Genomic DNA, 16205 nt, shown 5'->3' on the forward strand with positions numbered 1-16205 from the left:
GCGGAAGCGCCCCCACGAGCTCGTGGGGGCGCTTCCGCGTGCGGCTTACAGGTACTTCTTGATCTCCCGGCGGGCCAGGGAGCGCTGGTGGACCTCGTCCGGGCCGTCCGCCAGGCGGAGGGTGCGGGCGCCGGCCCACAGTTCGGCGAGGGGGAAGTCCTGGCTGACGCCGCCCGCGCCGTGCAGCTGGACCGCCTGGTCGATGATGTCGACGACCGTGCGCGGCGTGGCGATCTTGATGGACTGGATCTCCGTGTGCGCGCCCTTGTTGCCGACCGTGTCCATCAGCCACGCGGTCTTCAGGACGAGCAGCCGGAGCTGCTCGACGGCGACCCGCGCGTCCGCGATCCACTCCTGGACGACGCCCTGCTGGGCGAGCGGCTTGCCGAAGGCGGTACGTGCCACAGCGCGCTTGCACATCAGCTCGATCGCCCGCTCGGCCATGCCGATCAGCCGCATGCAGTGGTGGATCCGGCCGGGCCCGAGGCGCGCCTGGGCGATGCCGAAGCCGCCGCCCTCCTCACCGACGAGGTTCGCGGCCGGGACCCGTACGTTCTCGAAGAGCACCTCCGCGTGGCCGCCGTGGGAGTGGTCCTCGTACCCGTAGACCTGCATGGCGCGCTTGACCGTCAGGCCCGGCGTGTCGCGCGGCACCAGGATCATCGACTGCTGGCGGCGGATGTCCTCGCCGCCCGGGTCGGTCTTGCCCATCACGATGAAGATCTGGCACAGCGGGTTCATCGCGCCGGAGATGTACCACTTGCGGCCGTTGATGACGTACTCGTCGCCGTCCCGCTCGATGTGCGTCTCGATGTTCGTCGCGTCGGACGAGGCCACGTCCGGCTCGGTCATCGCGAACGCGGAACGGATCTCGCCCGCCAGCAGCGGCTCCAGCCACTGCTTCTTCTGCTGCTCGTTGCCGAACTGGGCGAGTACTTCCATGTTGCCGGTGTCCGGCGCCGCACAGTTCAGCGCGGTCGACGCGAGCTGCGGGGAGCGGCCGGTGATCTCGGCGAGGGGCGCGTACTGGAGGTTGGTGAGCCCGGCACCGTACTCGGAGTCCGGCAGGAACAGATTCCACAGGCCGCGCTTACGGGCCTCCGCCTTCAGCTCCTCCACGATCGCGGGCGTGTCCCAGGGCGAGGCGAGCGCGGCCCGCTGCTCGCGCGCGACCGGCTCGGCGGGGTAGACGTGCTCGTCCATGAACGCGAGCAGTTTCTCGCGCAGCTCCTGCGTGCGGGCGTCGAATGCGAAGTCCATGAGCGTGCTCAGCCTTCCTTCACGGGGGACAGGGTGGAAAGAGTGCGGCGGCCGTTCTCGATGAAGCGCGGCACGACCTCGCCGATCCGGTCGAAGCCGGCACCGACGGTCTGCCCGAGCGTGTAGCGGTAGTGGATGCCCTCCAGGATCACCGCGAGTTTGAAATACGCGAACGCGGTGTACCAGGCGACCTGCGAGACATCGCGCCCGGACCCGGCCGCGTACCGCTCGATCAGCTCGCCCGGTTCGGGGTGGCCCGGGGCGCTGCGGGTCGTGGTGACGGGCGAGTCGGGGGACTCCTCCTGCTCGCTGTACATGGCCAGCAGGCCCAGGTCGGTGAGCGGGTCGCCGAGCGTGGACATCTCCCAGTCCAGTACCGCGGCGATCCGGTCGTCCGCGCCGACCAGGACGTTGTCCAGGCGGTAGTCGCCGTGCACGATCGCGGGCGCGGGGGAGTCGGGCAGCTTCCTGCCGAGCGCCTCGTGGAGTTCGTCGATACCGGGCAGATCGCGGTTGCGGGACGCGGCGAGCTGCTTGCCCCAGCGGCGCAGCTGCCGCTCCAGGAAGCCGTCGGGCCGCCCGAAGTCGCCCAGGCCCACCGAATCCGGGTCGACGGCGTGCAGGTCGACGAGGGTGTCGACGAGGCGGAGGACGATGTCGCGGGTGCGCTCGGGGCCGAGCGGCCGCAGCTGCTCGGCCGTACGGTACGGAGTGCCGTCCACGAGCTCCATCACATAGAACGGCGCCCCGATGACCTCCTCGTCCTGGCAGAGCGCGAGCGTTTCCGGCACTGGTACCCGGGTATCGTGCAGCGCGCTGATGACACGGTGTTCGCGGGCCATGTCGTGCGCGGTGGCCAGGACATGGCCGAGCGGCGGGCGGCGGACGACCCAGCGCCCTGTGCCGTCGGTGACGCGGTAGGTGAGGTTGGACCGGCCGCCCTGGACCAGCTCGGCGCTCAGCGGGCCCGCCACCAGGCCCGGGCACTCCCGGTCCAGATGGGCGCGGAGCCGCCCCAGGTCGAGGCCGGGCGGATTGTCCTTGCTCATCGTGCGCCTCCATGTGCAGACCGGTGGAGTGGGACCGTCCACGATCATGCCGACTAGTCGGTATGGCGTCCAGAGGGCGGAGAGAACGGGTTACGGAGGAGGGGTGTTCCGCGCGTCACACGGGGGCTGCGGCCCGGCGGAAAATGGGGTGCGGTGACGGACCGTGACAAGGATCATCGGGCCATGACCGAACTGCGCGCGCTCGCCCCGGACGGCGTCCCGATCTCCGCTCTCGACGACGGGGGTGACGGACCCACGGTGCTCGTCGTCCACCCGGGCGGCCGGGGCCCCTCCTCCTGGGACGAGGTCGCCGGCCTCCTCACCGACCACTTCCGGGTCGTCCGCATCCGGCGCCGGATCTACGAGCCCGGCGTGCGCATCGGCCGTACGCACTCGATGGCGGTCGAGGCGGCCGACGTACTGGCGGTCGCCGGGCTGCTCCAGGAGGACGGGCCGGTGCTGCTCGTCGGCCACTCATCGGGCGCCGTCGTGGCGCTGGAGACCGCGCTGCGCGAACCGGCCCCGTTCGCGGGCGTGTTCGCGTACGACCCGCCGATACCCACCCGCGCGCTCCTCGTGGGCGAGGCCGGCCCGCGCGCCCGCGCCGCGCTGGACGCCGGCGACCCGACCGACGCGATACGCATCCACTCCCGCGCGATCACGGGCCTGCCCGACGACGCGATCGAGCAGATGCTGACGGACCCCCGCGTGCAGGCGCTCATCGCCACGCACGCGGAGGCGCAGATCGTCGAGGACGAGATCATCGACGCGCTCGGCCTCGGGGTGGACCGCTACCGCGCCCTCACCCTGCCGGTGACCCTCGTCCAGGGCGAGCTCAGCTTCCCGCATCTGCACGAACGGGTGGCCGACCTGGCGGCCGTCCTGCCGGACTCCCGCGTGGTGACGCTCGCGGGCCAGGGCCACGGCGCGAACTCCGCCGCGCCGGAGGTACTGGTCGCGGCGATCCGCGAGACGGCGAAGAGGGTTTTCGGGTTCTGAGGGGACGCGCCGCGGCCGCCCGGGGCCGGGTCTACAGCACGATTGCTGTGCCCAGCCCCACCAGTACCAGCGTGCAGGCCGTCGCCAGTAGGGCCGTGCGGGCGTTCATCGTGCGCGGCGGGCCCGCCGACGGGGGTGCGGCCAGGGTGTGCATGCGGCTGTGTGCTGCGGTGAGGAAGGCGAGGCCGGCGAGGACCAGGAGGGCGACGAGGACGACCTCCGTTCCGGTGGGCTGGGTGAGCAGGACCTGGCGCCAGGCCAGTACCACGGCCACCGCGCAGGCCAGCGTCGTGCGCCGCCACGCCATCCGGGTCCGCTCGGGCTGCAGCCCGGGGTCCCGGACGGGGGGCGCGCCCTCTTCCGTACTGGACACCGTCAGCCTCCCGTACCGGCCGTCAGCGGCTCCGTACCGGCCGTCATGAGGCCCGTACCGGTCGGCATCAGCGTGTCCAGCCCAGGAGTACGACCACCGCGATGGCCACCGCCAGGAGGCCGACGCCCGCGCCCAGCAGGGAGGGGAAGCGGGAGGTCGGCAGGTCCTCGCCGCGGCGCATGGCCCGCTCGCAGCGCACCCAGTGGCTGACCGAGCGCACGGCGCACAGCGCGCCGCCCGCGAGCAGCGCCACGGTGAAGACCGTGCGCACCGTCTCGTGCAGCGACGGCAGGAACTGGTCGACCGCGAAGCCGCCGCCGATCAGCGCGAACGCCGTGCGCAGCCAGGCCAGGAACGTGCGCTCGTTGGCGAGCGAGAAGCGGTAGTCGGGGGTGGAGCCCTCGTTGCGGATCCGCGCGGGCGCGAACCACAGGCGCAGGTCGCCGCCGAGCGCCCGCATCCGGTCCGTGAAGATCATGTTTCGCACCTTATCCGGCGGCCGGCCGCCCCGCGGCTTCCCAGTCCCGCAGCCGCCGGAACGCCTCCAGGCCGTCCGGCACCCACTCCCACTCCGGCAGCCGACGCTCCAGTTCCTCGTCCGTGAGGAACGTGTGCCATGCGACCTCCTCCACCTGCGGGTTCACCGGCAGCGTGCAGCGCACCTCGTAGAGCGCCGACCACCACGTGTGCTCGGGCGCCTCGTAGAGGAACTTGAACAGCGGTACGGGGCGGGGCAGCCCGGAGACGCCGAGCTCCTCCTCGGCCTCGCGCAGCGCCGCCTCGTCGTACGACTCACCCGCGCCGACCACGCCGCCGACCCACATGTCGTAGTGCGAGGGGAAGATGAGCTTCTGTGCGGTGCGGCGGTGCACGAAGATCCGGTCCTGGTCGTCGCGGACCAGGATGAAGGTGGAGCGGTGCCGCAGCCGGCGGGCGTACGCCTCGCCGCGTGGCGCCTGCCCCACGACCTGATCGTTCTCGTCCACGATGTCGAGGATCTCGTCCGCGCTGAGCGGCTGCGGAGAAGCCGGCTGCTCCGGCTGCTGATCGGTCATGGGGTCATGCAATCAGACGGCCTGCCTCGCCCTCACGCACAGGTCACTGCCCCATGACGTACTTCACCGTCGGCCCGGTGGTCCAGCCGCCGTCCACCGCCAGCTCCGCGCCGGTCACATAGGAGGCCGCGTCGGAGAGCAGGTACACCACCGCGCTCGCGATCTCGTGCGGCTCGCCGACCCGGCCCATCGGGGTGTTGGGGTAGTTGCCCTCGCCCTTCTGGATGCCGACGCCTGCCGTCATCGGGGTGTAGGTCATGCCCGGGTGCACGGAGTTGACGCGGATGCGGTCCGTACCCAGCTCCACGGCGGCCACCTTCGAGAGGCCGCGCACGCCCCACTTGGAGGCGCCGTAGCCGCCGGTCATGGCCAGGCCCATCAGGCCGGCCGCCGAGGAGATGTTCACGATGGAGCCCGCGCCGCGCTGCCGCATCAGCGGAATGACCGTCTTCATGCCGATGAAGACACCGGTGAGATTGACGTCGAGCACCTTGCGGAAGAAGTCGACCGACAGGGTCTCCAGCGGCTGGCCGGTGGCTATGCCCGCGTTGTTGACCAGCCCGTCGAGCCCGCCGAACTCGGCGACCGCGAAGTCCGCCACGCGCTGCCAGTCCGCCTCGGACGTCACGTCGTGGGGCTGGAAGCGGGCCCGGTCGCCCAACGCCGCTGCCGTCGCCTCGCCGTCCTCCGCCAGGACATCGGTGAGTACGACGTTCGCGCCGGCCTCCACGGCCTGCTTCGCCGCCTCGCCGCCCAGCCCGCGCGCGCCACCGGTGACGAGAATGGTCTTACCGGTCAGATCGGTCATCGTGCACTCCTGTGTCGGGGAGCGGGGCGTCCCCGCTCCGGTGCGGGGGCGCGCAGCAGCGCCACCGTTGTCGTGACGAGGTCGGCGAGGAAGACGGCCTCCGTGGTGAGCGGGCGTGCGCCGTCGAGGTACTGCCGGGCCCGGTCCGAGAGCGCCGCGCCGATCAGCGTCAGTGCGAGGTCCGTGCGCTCCAGCCGGATCGCCTCGGGCAGCCCGTCGGCCGTAAGAGAGCGCTCGATCTGTTCGATCAGCTGCCAGTAGGCGGTGCCCGCGAGCGTCGGGTGCGGCGTCCGCGTACGGATGCCGCTCTCGTGGCTGAGCTGTGCGGAGATCCGCAGGCAGCGCAGCCCCCGTATGTCGGTCAGCTGCGTCGCCTCGGCCGTGACGAGCGCGTCGATCAGCTCTTCGAGGGACGGCTCGGGCAGCGCCTCCAGGAGGGGCGCGAGCGCCGCCTCCGTACGCGCCAGCCGGCCGGCCATCACCGCGTCCAGCAGGCCCGCGCGGGAGCCGAAGTGGTACTGCACCGCCGAAGGGTTTCCTTGGCCGGCCAGCCGCACGATGTCGCGGGTCTGGGCGCCGTCGACGCCCTGCGCCGCGAAGATCTCCTCCGCGGCGCGGATCAGTTTCTCCCGGGTCTCCGACCCTGAGGTCCTCGCCATGACGCCATGTTAATGCTGGCCATTATTAAAAAGCCATGCCTCTTCGTGGCGGATGCGCCGCCTCTGTATCGCGGACGCGTCGTCTCTCCGTGGCGAAGGGGCCGTCGGTCCTACGAGGGGCGTCGGTCTTACGCGATCTTCCGAACGGCCCGTGCTGGTCAGGGCGTTGGCGGCACCCCGGTCCACCGAACGGGGTTGACGGGAACCACCGCTGCCGCTTTGCTGTCTGTGATCACCCCGTGTCGATCCGTTCATCGAACCTGCACATGCCTGCCCCTGGGCGGGGCGCCGGAGGGAAGAGCGCCGTGGAGAGACCCCTGGTATGACTCCACCGCCCCCACCCCCACCTCTGGGGCGCGCCCGCCGCAAGGCCCCCTCCGGAGTCCGTCCCGCGCTCGACGACGCCGAGCTCGCCGCGAGCCTCGACGCGCTCGCACAGGGCCGCTGGACCGCCGCCCGGGACCTGCTCGCCGCGACCGGCACCGACTGGGACCGCCGCGGCCACCGTCTGCTCGTCCTCGGCGCCGCCAGGACAGGCGCCGTCTGGGCCCGCGAATGGCAGCTCGCCGAGCCCGACAGCCCCGACGCCGCCGCCTTCGTCGCGGCCGCCGCGGTCCACCGCGTACTGCGCGGCAAGGAGGCCGCCGAGGCCGCCCGCGAGCGCTGCCTGGCCGCCGCCGGGATGGCGCCCGCCGACCCCACCCCCTGGCTCGCGATGCTCCTCCTGGCGCGCACCACCGGCACCCCCGATGCGCGCGAGCACGCCTTCGACCAGGTGCGCGCCCGGCATCCGGGCCACCACCACGCCCACCACCTCATGGCCGCCTGCCTCGCCGAACACCAGTCTGGCGACGCCGACGACCCGCTGCACCAGGTCTACGACTTCGCCGCCTGGGCCGCCGAGCAGGCCCCCGCCGACTCCCCGCTCGCAGTCCTGCCCGTCGTCGCCCACGCCGAGCGCTACCGCGTCCTGGCCGCCGCGGGGCTGGAGCCCGCCGACCCCGCCGCGTCCGGTCACTGGGCCACCCGCCGCGCCCGCCAGGCCATGAAGGCCGCCTTCGACTGGTGGCTGGAGTGGGAGGGCGCCAACGTGGGCGCCCATGAGGGCGGGGGCGCCACCGGCCACCCGCGCGGCATGGTCGACCTGAACTTCCTCGCCCACGCCAAGTACTGCGAAGGGCGGCTCGCCGAGGCCGCCGCCCTCTTCCACCGCATCGGCCCGCACGTCACCGCAGAGCCCTGGGGCTATCCCGACCGCGACCCGGCGCGCGCCTTCCGGGCCGCCCGCGACCTGGCCCTGCGCGCCACCTGATCCCGCCGTCCCCGAAAGGACCGTTCCGCCATGCCCACCGGCAGTACGCACGAGATCAGCACCTTCAAGGGGCAGGAACGCGCCCTGCGCGCCGGCCGCATCGGCACCCCCGGCCTCCTGCTGTCCGTACTGGCCGCCAGCGCCCCGCTGATGGCCGTGGCCGGCGTCATGGTGACCACGTACCAGGTCATGGGCATCGTCGGGCAGCCGCTGCTGTTCGTCATCCTCGGCGTGGTGATGGCGCTGTTCAGCGTCGGATACGCCGAGATGAGCCGGCACGTGCACAATGCCGGTGCCTTCTACGCGTACATCGCCAGGGGCCTGGGCGGCACCGCGGGCACCGCCGCGTCCTTCGTGGCGCTCGCCGCCTACAGCGCCCTCCAGGTCGGCATCTACGGCATCTTCGGCTTCGAATTCGCCGCCCTACTGGGCGCGTTCTTCGGCATCACCGTCGTGTGGTGGGTCCCTGCAGTACTGGCCGTCCTGCTCGTCGGCGCCCTCGGTGCCCTGAAGATCGACCTCAACGCGAAGGTGCTGGGCGTCCTGCTTCTCATAGAGGTCGCCCTCATCGTGGTCTTCGACCTCGCCTTCGCCGCGCAGCCCGGACCGCAGGGCCTGTCCCTGCACGCCTTCGACCCCACGACCCTCGGGGGCGCGGGCCTCGGTACGGCCCTGTGCTTCGCCGTCGCCGGCTTCCTCGGCTTCGAACAGGCCCCGGTGTACGCGGAGGAGACCAGCCGGCCGGGGACCGTCGTGGCCCGCGTGATGTTCCTCGCCGTCGGCTTCTCCGCGGTCTTCTTCGCCCTCAGCTCCTGGCTGATCGGCGTGGCCACCGGCCCCGCCAACGTCGTGGCCACCGCGGGCAAGGAGGGCCCCGGCCTGATCTTCGCGCTCGCCGAGCCCCGCCTCGGCGGCCTCTTCACCGACGTCCTGCACGTCTTCTTCGTGACCGGCATCTTCGCCTCGATGCTCAGCTTCCACAACGTCGTGGCCCGCTACGCCTTCGCCATGGGCCGCGAGGGTCTGCTGCCCGCAGCGCTCGGCCGTACTTCGAAGGCCAGCGGCGCGCCGGCCCTCGGGTCGTTCCTGCAGACCGTCGTCTCGCTGCTCGTCGTCGTGGCGTTCGCCGTCGCCGATCGCGCCCCTACGGGCGACCCCACCACCCCGGTACTGAAGCTCTTCACCTGGGGCGGCAACCTCGGCGCCCTCGGGGTCATCGCTCTGATGGCCACCGCATGCGCCGCGGTCATCGCCTTCTTCGTACGCCGCGGCGCCGGCCGCGCCCAGGCCGGGCGGCTCACCGCCGCCGCCGTCGCCGGGCTCGCCCTGCTGGTCGTCCTGGTCTACGCGGTCAAGGACTTCGGCGTCCTGGTCGGCGCCGGTACGGGCTCGGCGCTGAGCTGGCTGCTGCCGGCTCTCATCGGCCTCGCGGCGGTCGTGGGGCTCGTGTACGGGCGCGTGCTGCGCGCCACCCGCCCCGGAGTGCATGCCCGGATCGGCCTGGGCAACGAGGCGTTCCAGCTGGAGAAGGCGGCCGCCGACGGGGCGCCGGACGCGGAGCCGGGACGCGGGCCGGGGAGCGGCCTCCTCAGCCCTCCAGGGACGCGCTGACGCGGCGGGAGACCTTGATGGCGTAGAGGTCCAGGATGCCGGGCGGCTCGGCGATACCCGGGCCGCCCGCCCGGATCCACGCGGCGATGTCCGCCAGCGCGTCGTCGTCGTTGACCAGCCCCAGCCATACGGGACGGCCACCCGCCGCGCGCCCCTCGGGCGACGGCTGGACCACGACCACGTTCGCCTGGTCGCAGACGTCCAGGCACTCCGAAGCGCGCACGGGGGCCGCGCCGTCCAGGGCCGCGCGCAGCCGCGGGATCTGGCCCGCGTGGTCGACACCGGGAATCTTGCCCGCGTCACCGCAGCAGCAGCCGCGGCACACCGTGACACGGCAGGAGGCGGCCTGGGCGGCGGGGCGGCGGGAACGCTTATTGATCACCCGTCCATCGTACGGGGGTGCCTGCGCCGCTCCGGAGGGCGCACGGGTGTGGCCATCAACTCGCGGTGACACGGGGGCCTTTGGGGTAGGACCGCTGGCATGACTGACATTGATACGCACACCGGCTCCGGCGCTGCGTCCTCTGGTGCGGCGACGCGCATACCCGGACCCAAGGGGCTGCCGCTGCTCGGGTCGATGTTCGAACTGCAGCAGGACTCCCTGGGGGCGTTCCTGCGGGCCCGCCGCGACCACGGTGACGTGGTGCGGGTGTCGGCGGGGCCGCCCGGCCTGCGCACGGTCCTGCACGGCGTCTTCTCCGCCGAGGGCGCGCAGCAAGTACTCGCCACGGAGTCGGCGAACTTCCGCAAGGACAACCCGTTCTACGAAGAGGTCCGGGCCGCCTTCGGCAACGGCCTGCTGACCAGCCAGGACGCCGACTACCTGCGGCAGCGCAGGCTGGTGCAGCCGCTCTTCACCAAGCGCAGGGTGGACGGGTACGCCGACGCGATCGCGCAGGAGGCCGGCGCGGTCGTTGAACGATGGGACGGTCGGGGGACCGTCGACCTCGTCGCCGAGATGAGCCGGCTCGCACTGCGCACGGTGGCGCGCATCCTCTTCGGCGCCGATGTCGAGGCCGCCGTGGAGGTCATCCACCGCTCCTTCCCCGTGATCAACTCCTACGCCCTGAGTCGCGCGTACGCCCCGGTCAACGTGCCGCGCGAGTGGCCGACCCCCGGTAACCGCCGCGCGATGGCCGCGATCGCGGAGGTGTACGCGGTCTGCGACCGGATCATCGCCGAACGCCGCGCGGCCCCCGAGGGCCCGGTCGGCGACGACCTGCTCACTCTTCTCGCGCAGGCCGGCAGCGAGGAGGGCGACAGCCTGGACGCGACCGAGATCCGCGACCAGGTACTGGTCTTCCTCCTCGCGGGGCACGAGACCACCGCCACCTCGATGGCCTTCACGCTGCACCTGCTGTCGCGCCACCCGGAAGAGCAGGCGCGCGCCCGGCAGGAGGCCGACGAGGTACTGGGCGACCGCGCGCCCACCGCCGCGGACCTGGAGCGACTGCCGTATCTGACGCGGGTGCTCAAGGAGGGCATGCGGCTCTACCCGGCCGCCCCGGTGGTCGGCCGCCGGGCCGTCGCGGACACGGAGATCGGCGGCTACCGCATCCGGGCGGGCTCGGACGTCGTGGTCGCCCCCTGGGTGACGCACCGCAACCCGGACCTGTGGGAGGACCCGGAGCGCTTCGACCCCGAGCGGTTCACACCGGAGCGGGTGGCCGCGCGGCACCGGTACGCGTGGTTCCCGTTCGGCGGCGGGCCGCGGGCCTGCATCGGCCAGCACTTCTCGATGCTGGAGTCGGTGCTGGCGCTGGCGACGCTGCTGCGTGGATACGAGCTGGAGGCGGCGGACGATGCCGAGGTGCCGGTCGCCGCGGGCATCACCCTGCAGGCCAAGGGCCCGGCGCGGGTCCGACTGCGGCCACGTGCGTAGCGGCTGTCAGCGGCTGTCAGCGGCCGGCTGCGGCCGCGGCTGCCGTCGGTCCGCAGCCCCGCCGGGCGCGCGGAAACCGTTCCGCGTAAACGCGACGAAAATAGCGTTTGCTTTTTCGTCGCGCTCGGCGTAGCGTCTTTCCCGGCCCCATTGCCGTCGATTGGAGAAGGCCGTTGCTCGTCTGAGGTCCTGAGACACCGCGCTGGTCCAGCGCAGCGTGACCCGACCTCGGCGTGCCATCGTGCCCACGACGGCCGTCCGGCCGCCCGCGTACACCTCGGTGTACGCGGATGCGTACGGCAGTTCCGTACGCATCCCCGGCGGCCGGCACCTTCACGGTCCCCCGCTCCAGCGGTGTCTCCCAGTGCTGCTCCAACAGCCCACCCCCTTGCCTCCAGGAGACCCGTATGTCCATGTCCTCTCGCTCCGGCCCCGCCACGTCCGTCGTCTGCACCGGCCTGACCTTCGCCTGGCCCGACGGCACGACCGTCCTGGACGACTTCCAGCTCACCATCGGCCCCGGCCGCACAGGCCTCATCGGCCTCAACGGAGCAGGAAAATCAACGCTGTTGAAGCTCATCGCCGGTGAGCTGACGCCGACCGCCGGCAGCGTCAAGGCCACCGGCGACATCGGCTACCTCCCGCAGAACCTCACCCTGGACACCACCCTCCCGGTCGACGAAGTACTGGGCATCGCCCGCACCCGTGCCGCGCTGCACGCCATCGAGGGCGGCGACGCGAGCGAGGCCCACTTCACCGCCGTCGGCGACGACTGGGACGTCGAGGAGCGCGCCCGCGCCACCCTCGACCAGCTCGGCCTGCACGGCATCGAGCTGGACCGCACCCTGGGCGAGGTGTCCGGCGGCGAGTCCGTTCTGCTGCGGCTGGCAGCGCTGCTGCTGCGCCGCCCGGACGTGCTCCTCCTGGACGAGCCGACGAACAACCTCGACCGCCGGGCCCGCGCTCAGCTGTACGAAGCGGTCGAGCGCTGGTCCGGCGTGCTGATCGTGGTCAGCCACGACCGGGAGCTGCTGGAGCTGGTCGACCAGATCGCCGACTTCCGGGCCGGGGAAGTCCACTGGTACGGCGGCAACTTCAGCGCGTACGAAGCGGCCCTCGCCGTCGAGCAGGAGGCGGCCGAGCGCATGGTGCGGGTCGCCGAGGCGGACGTGCAGCGCCAGCGCCGCGAGCTGTCCGACGCCCACGTCAAACTGGCCCGCCGGGTCCGCTACGGCAACAAGATGGCCGCCAACAAGCGCGAGCCGAAGATCATCATGAACGAGCGCAAGCGCCGGGCCCAGGTCTCGGCGGGCAAGCACCGGATCATGCACACCGAGAAGCTCAAGGAGGCCAAGGAACGGCTCAGCGAAGCGGCCGAGGCGGTCCGCGACGACGACGCGATCCGCATCGACCTGCCGTACACCGCCGTGCCGCCGGGCCGCGGCGTGCTCACGCTCCAGGGCCTCACGACCCGCTGCGGCACCCGCGTCGACCTGGAGCTGCGCGGCCCCGAGCGGCTCGCCCTCACGGGACCCAACGGCTCCGGCAAGACGACCCTGCTCCGTACGATCACCGGGGAGCTCGCCCCGGAGGCGGGCGAGGCGACGGTCCGCGTACCGCACCGCTTCCTGCCCCAGCGGCTGGACGTGCTCGACGACGGGCTGACCGTCGTGGAGAACGTCGCCCGCTTCGCCCCGCAGGCCACCCCCAACCGCGTACGGGCCCGGCTGGCCCGCTTCCTGTTCAAGGGCGCCCGCGCCGACCAGCCGGCCGCCACCCTCTCCGGCGGGGAGCGCTTCCGCGCGACCCTCGCCGCCCTCATGCTCGCCGAGCCGGCACCGCAGCTCCTGCTCCTCGACGAGCCCACCAACAACCTCGACCTGGCGTCCGTGCGCCAGCTGGTCACCGCCCTCGACGCATACGAAGGAGCCCTGATCGTGGTGAGTCACGACGAACGATTCCTGGCAGAGGCAGGCATCACCCGCACGCTGGACCTGGGCAGCCCGCCCCAGGACCCCGCCCCGGAGCCGGGCATACCGACGGAGTAGCGCCCCCGGACGGACCCGCTCGCGGGCGCCGCTGACGGGTGTCGCCTACTGGCGCCGCTGACGGGCGGCGCTCAGAAGTGGTGCAGCAGCTCCGTGAAGGCGGAGAGCCGCAGCACCCTCCTGTCCGCCGGGTCCAGCTCGCTGTGCTCCAGTACCCACGTGTTGTCGTTCGGGATGAACACCGCGTTCATCCCGGCGGCACGCGCGGGGAGGATGTCCGACTTGGGGGAGTTGCCGATCATCCAGGCCGACTCCGGGGTCAGCGCGTACTCCCGCGCCAGATTCCGGTAGGTGCCGACGTCCTTCTCCGCGACGATGTGCACCCCGCGGAAGTGGTGCGCCAGCGCGGAGTTGTCCACCTTCCGCCGCTGCTCCTCCGCGTCGCCCTTGGTCAGCAGCAGCAACTCGTGCCGCCCCGCCAGCTCGGCGAGGGTGGCGGCGACCCCGGGGATCAGCTCCACGGAGCCGCCGTCGAACGACGCAGCCCAGGCCGCGATCCGCGCCAGTTCCTCCACCGTGGCGTCCCGGCCGTGCAACTGCGCCAGGCACTCACCCAGGCTGCGCAGAAACACCTTGCTGCCGTACCCGTGCACCTCGGCATTGGCCGCCTCGACGGCGTCCAGCGCCGCACGCACACCCTCCCGCCCGAGCCGCAGCCCGATCTCGGGGTCCGTCATCCAGTCCAGGAACTCCTCGATGACCCGCTCGAAGATGACGTTGTTCTCCCAGAGCGTGTCATCCGCATCAAAGATCAGAACCTTCCCCGTGCCACCCAACACCGTTCCTCCCGCACCCGAGCCGTCCGTCGTCCATCCAGCCCGCGCAGGCTAGTGACCGGACCCACCCCGGCGCACGGGGTTATCGACGGCGCAGCCTCCGCCGCCGCACATGACGAAGGGCCGGCCGAGTATCTACCCGACCGGCCCTCGCCGCACTGTGTGTCCGAGGGGGGACTTGAACCCCCACGCCCGATAAAGGGCACTAGCACCTCAAGCTAGCGCGTCTGCCATTCCGCCACCCGGACAAGGTGTCTGTCGGGCGGGCCGCCTGGGCCGTTCCGACGTGGAAAACCATAGCAAACATTTGGGGGTGGTCGATCACGCGCTCGGCCGGGGGGTTCTCCGGGCCGCGTCGGCGCGGGCCTGTGACCAGCGTGTGTCGGGGGTATTGCGGCCTTGGGCGCGGGCCGGGGGAGAGGGAGGATGGCAGCAGACCCCGCCGCGGTGACCGCGCGTACCGGTGCGAGCCGCGGCCGTGAAGCATGAGGAGGCAGCGTGAGCGAGTCGAAGCCCGCACCGGACACGACGAGGCCGGTACCGGCCGTCACCGGCGAGGACGAGGTCGTCGATCTGTGCCGCGATCTGATCCGGATGGACACGAGCAACTACGGCGACCACTCGGGCCCGGGGGAGCGCGTGGCCGCCGAGTACGTCGCGGAGAAGCTCGCCGAGGTCGGGCTGGAGCCGCAGATCTTCGAGTCGCACAAGGGGCGGGCCTCCACCGTGGCCCGCATCCAGGGCGAGGACCCCTCGCGGCCCGCGCTGCTGATCCACGGGCACACGGACGTCGTACCGGCCAATGCCGTGGACTGGACGCACCACCCCTTCTCGGGCGAGATCGTGGACGGGTGCGTGTGGGGCCGCGGCGCCGTCGACATGAAGGACATGGACGCGATGACGCTGGCGGTCGTCCGCGACCGGCTGCGTACGGGCCGTAAGCCCCCGAGGGACATCGTGCTGGCGTTCCTCGCGGACGAGGAGGCCGGTGGTGTGTACGGAGCGGGCCACCTCGTCCGCGAGCACCCGGAGCTGTTCGACGGCGTCACGGAGGCGATCAGCGAGGTCGGCGGGTTCTCGTTCACCGTCAACGAGAACCTGCGGCTCTACCTCGTCGAGACGGCCCAGAAGGGCATGGACTGGATGAAGCTGACCGTGGACGGCACGGCCGGCCACGGTTCGATGATCCACAAGGACAACGCGATCACCGAGCTGTCCGAGGCGGTCGCACGGCTGGGGCGGTACGAGTTCCCGGTGCGGGTGACCAAGACGCTGCGGCACTTCCTCGACGAGCTCGGGGACGCGCTGGGCACCGAGCTCGACCCGGAGAACATGGACGAGACGCTCGCCAAGCTCGGCGGCATCGCCAAGCTCATCGGCGCCTCGCTGCGGAACACCGCCAACCCGACGCAGCTGGGCGCCGGGTACAAGGTCAACGTGATCCCTGGGCAGGCCACCGCGCACGTCGACGGGCGCTTCCTGCCGGGGTTCGAGGAGGAGTTCCACGCCGACCTGGACCGGATTCTCGGGCCGCGGGTCAAGCGCGAGCCCATCCACGCGGACAAGGCGCTGGAGACCACCTTCGACGGCGCCCTCGTCGATGCCATGCAGACCGCGCTGCGGGCCGAGGACCCGATCGCGAAGGCCGTGCCGTACATGCTCTCCGCCGGTACGGACGCGAAGCACTTCGACAACCTCGGCATCCGCGGCTTCGGGTTCGCGCCGCTGAAGCTGCCGCCGGAGCTGGACTTCGCGGGGATGTTCCACGGCGTGGACGAGCGGGTGCCGGTGGATGCCCTGAAGTTCGGTACGCGGGTGCTCGACCGGTTCATCGAGCTGAGCTGAGCTGATGCCGCGCGGCGACCAGGGGGGAGGCCGCGCAGGGCAGTGCCGTCGACCCCACGCGTCAACTCGGGTCAGCCTTTCGTGAGCACTTAACTGAAAAGAGTGAATGAAACCATAGGCTCGTAGCTTCAATACATCTTCCTCGTTTCATGGAGTGCGGCCCGAAGTTTGCGGCCGCATTGCCTACAAGGAGGAACAATGATCAAGAAGGTCGTCGCTGCTGCGGCTGCTGCTGGTGGTCTGATGCTCGCGGGTGCGGGCCTGGCCGTCGCCGACTCGGGTGCGCAGGGTGCTGCCCTCAACTCGCCCGGTGTCCTTTCCGGCAACACCGTTCAGGTGCCGGTGCACGTTCCGGTGAACGCCTGCGGCAACACGGTCTCTGTGATCGGGCTGCTGAACCCCGCCTTCGGCAACACCTGCGTCAACGACTGACGTTGAGCATCACCCCCATGAGGGCGTGATCCCGCTCGGCCCCGCAGCGCGTGCCATGCGCTCCGGGGCCGACGGGCTTTCGACGGACGGACACCC

16 protein-coding genes and 1 tRNA gene are annotated in these 16205 nt (G+C 71.7%); 7 read left to right on the forward strand and 10 right to left on the reverse strand.

Annotated elements, in window-relative coordinates:
* Nucleotides 1-45 precede the first annotated feature (45 nt).
* Nucleotides 46-1260 carry an acyl-CoA dehydrogenase family protein gene (locus tag AB0I82_RS19570; RefSeq protein ID WP_363258558.1) on the reverse strand — a complete coding sequence of 405 codons (1215 nt, stop codon included), beginning with the start codon at nucleotides 1258-1260 and terminating at the stop codon, nucleotides 46-48.
* An 8-nt stretch (nucleotides 1261-1268) separates the two neighbouring features.
* Nucleotides 1269-2309, reverse strand: a complete 1041-nt coding sequence (locus AB0I82_RS19575; protein ID WP_363258559.1) for a phosphotransferase family protein — start codon at nucleotides 2307-2309, stop codon at nucleotides 1269-1271.
* A gap of 183 nt (nucleotides 2310-2492) precedes the next feature.
* Here AB0I82_RS19575 and AB0I82_RS19580 point away from each other — a divergent pair, with 183 nt between their 5' ends.
* A complete protein-coding gene (locus AB0I82_RS19580) occupies nucleotides 2493-3308 on the forward strand; it encodes an alpha/beta hydrolase (protein ID WP_363258560.1) in 816 nt (271 codons plus the stop codon).
* 31 nt (nucleotides 3309-3339) lie between these two features.
* On the opposite strand, the gene AB0I82_RS19585 is transcribed toward AB0I82_RS19580, so the two are convergent.
* The 5 genes from AB0I82_RS19585 to AB0I82_RS19605 form a co-directional block, all read right to left on the reverse strand.
* Complete coding sequence (locus AB0I82_RS19585; protein ID WP_363258561.1) at nucleotides 3340-3681, reverse strand: DUF202 domain-containing protein; 342 nt, start codon at nucleotides 3679-3681, stop codon at nucleotides 3340-3342.
* Between the two features lie 67 nt (nucleotides 3682-3748).
* Nucleotides 3749-4159, reverse strand: coding sequence for a DUF202 domain-containing protein (locus AB0I82_RS19590; RefSeq protein WP_363258562.1), 411 nt, complete (start codon nucleotides 4157-4159; stop codon nucleotides 3749-3751).
* 10 nt (nucleotides 4160-4169) lie between these two features.
* On the reverse strand, nucleotides 4170-4736 hold the full coding sequence (locus tag AB0I82_RS19595) for an NUDIX domain-containing protein (RefSeq protein WP_363258563.1): 567 nt from the start codon (nucleotides 4734-4736) through the stop codon (nucleotides 4170-4172).
* Between the two features lie 43 nt (nucleotides 4737-4779).
* Nucleotides 4780-5544 carry a glucose 1-dehydrogenase gene (locus AB0I82_RS19600; protein ID WP_363258564.1) on the reverse strand — a complete coding sequence of 255 codons (765 nt, stop codon included), beginning with the start codon at nucleotides 5542-5544 and terminating at the stop codon, nucleotides 4780-4782.
* Nucleotides 5541-6203, reverse strand: a complete 663-nt coding sequence (locus AB0I82_RS19605) for a TetR family transcriptional regulator (RefSeq protein WP_363258565.1) — start codon at nucleotides 6201-6203, stop codon at nucleotides 5541-5543. Before AB0I82_RS19605 ends, AB0I82_RS19600 begins: the two co-directional genes overlap by 4 nt.
* 322 nt (nucleotides 6204-6525) lie before the next feature.
* On the opposite strand from AB0I82_RS19605, the gene AB0I82_RS19610 reads away from it, so the two are divergent.
* Nucleotides 6526-7515 (forward strand): hypothetical protein, encoded by a 990-nt coding sequence (locus AB0I82_RS19610; RefSeq protein ID WP_363258566.1) that lies wholly within the window; start codon nucleotides 6526-6528, stop codon nucleotides 7513-7515.
* A 30-nt stretch (nucleotides 7516-7545) separates the two neighbouring features.
* Nucleotides 7546-9126 (forward strand): APC family permease, encoded by a 1581-nt coding sequence (locus AB0I82_RS19615; RefSeq protein WP_363258567.1) that lies wholly within the window; start codon nucleotides 7546-7548, stop codon nucleotides 9124-9126.
* On the opposite strand, the gene AB0I82_RS19620 is transcribed toward AB0I82_RS19615, so the two are convergent.
* On the reverse strand, nucleotides 9104-9505 hold the full coding sequence (locus AB0I82_RS19620; protein ID WP_031063603.1) for a hypothetical protein: 402 nt from the start codon (nucleotides 9503-9505) through the stop codon (nucleotides 9104-9106). The two genes, AB0I82_RS19615 and AB0I82_RS19620, sit on opposite strands and share 23 nt — an antisense overlap.
* A gap of 102 nt (nucleotides 9506-9607) precedes the next feature.
* Between AB0I82_RS19620 and AB0I82_RS19625 the strand changes: the two genes are divergently transcribed.
* Both AB0I82_RS19625 and AB0I82_RS19630 read left to right on the forward strand, forming a co-directional pair.
* The gene (locus AB0I82_RS19625) at nucleotides 9608-11008 is read left to right on the forward strand and encodes a cytochrome P450 (protein ID WP_363258568.1); all 1401 of its coding nucleotides are present in this window, start codon (nucleotides 9608-9610) and stop codon (nucleotides 11006-11008) included.
* Nucleotides 11009-11415: 407 nt separating this feature from the next.
* Nucleotides 11416-13056 carry an ABC-F family ATP-binding cassette domain-containing protein gene (locus AB0I82_RS19630; protein ID WP_363258569.1) on the forward strand — a complete coding sequence of 547 codons (1641 nt, stop codon included), beginning with the start codon at nucleotides 11416-11418 and terminating at the stop codon, nucleotides 13054-13056.
* Between the two features lie 71 nt (nucleotides 13057-13127).
* Here AB0I82_RS19630 and AB0I82_RS19635 read toward each other — a convergent pair whose 3' ends face one another.
* Nucleotides 13128-13832 carry an HAD family hydrolase gene (locus AB0I82_RS19635; RefSeq protein ID WP_363258570.1) on the reverse strand — a complete coding sequence of 235 codons (705 nt, stop codon included), beginning with the start codon at nucleotides 13830-13832 and terminating at the stop codon, nucleotides 13128-13130.
* Nucleotides 13833-13995: 163 nt separating this feature from the next.
* Nucleotides 13996-14080, reverse strand: a tRNA-Leu gene (locus AB0I82_RS19640).
* 250 nt (nucleotides 14081-14330) lie between these two features.
* On the opposite strand from AB0I82_RS19640, the gene AB0I82_RS19645 reads away from it, so the two are divergent.
* A complete protein-coding gene (locus tag AB0I82_RS19645; RefSeq protein ID WP_363258571.1) occupies nucleotides 14331-15677 on the forward strand; it encodes a M20/M25/M40 family metallo-hydrolase in 1347 nt (448 codons plus the stop codon).
* Between the two features lie 198 nt (nucleotides 15678-15875).
* Nucleotides 15876-16109: a chaplin ChpH gene (gene chpH / locus AB0I82_RS19650; RefSeq protein WP_031063609.1), complete on the forward strand. Its 234-nt coding sequence runs from the start codon at nucleotides 15876-15878 to the stop codon at nucleotides 16107-16109.
* Nucleotides 16110-16205 lie beyond the last annotated feature (96 nt).

The sequence above is a fragment of the Streptomyces sp. NPDC050315 genome, assembly GCF_040655775.1.
GTDB lineage: Bacteria > Actinomycetota > Actinomycetes > Streptomycetales > Streptomycetaceae > Streptomyces.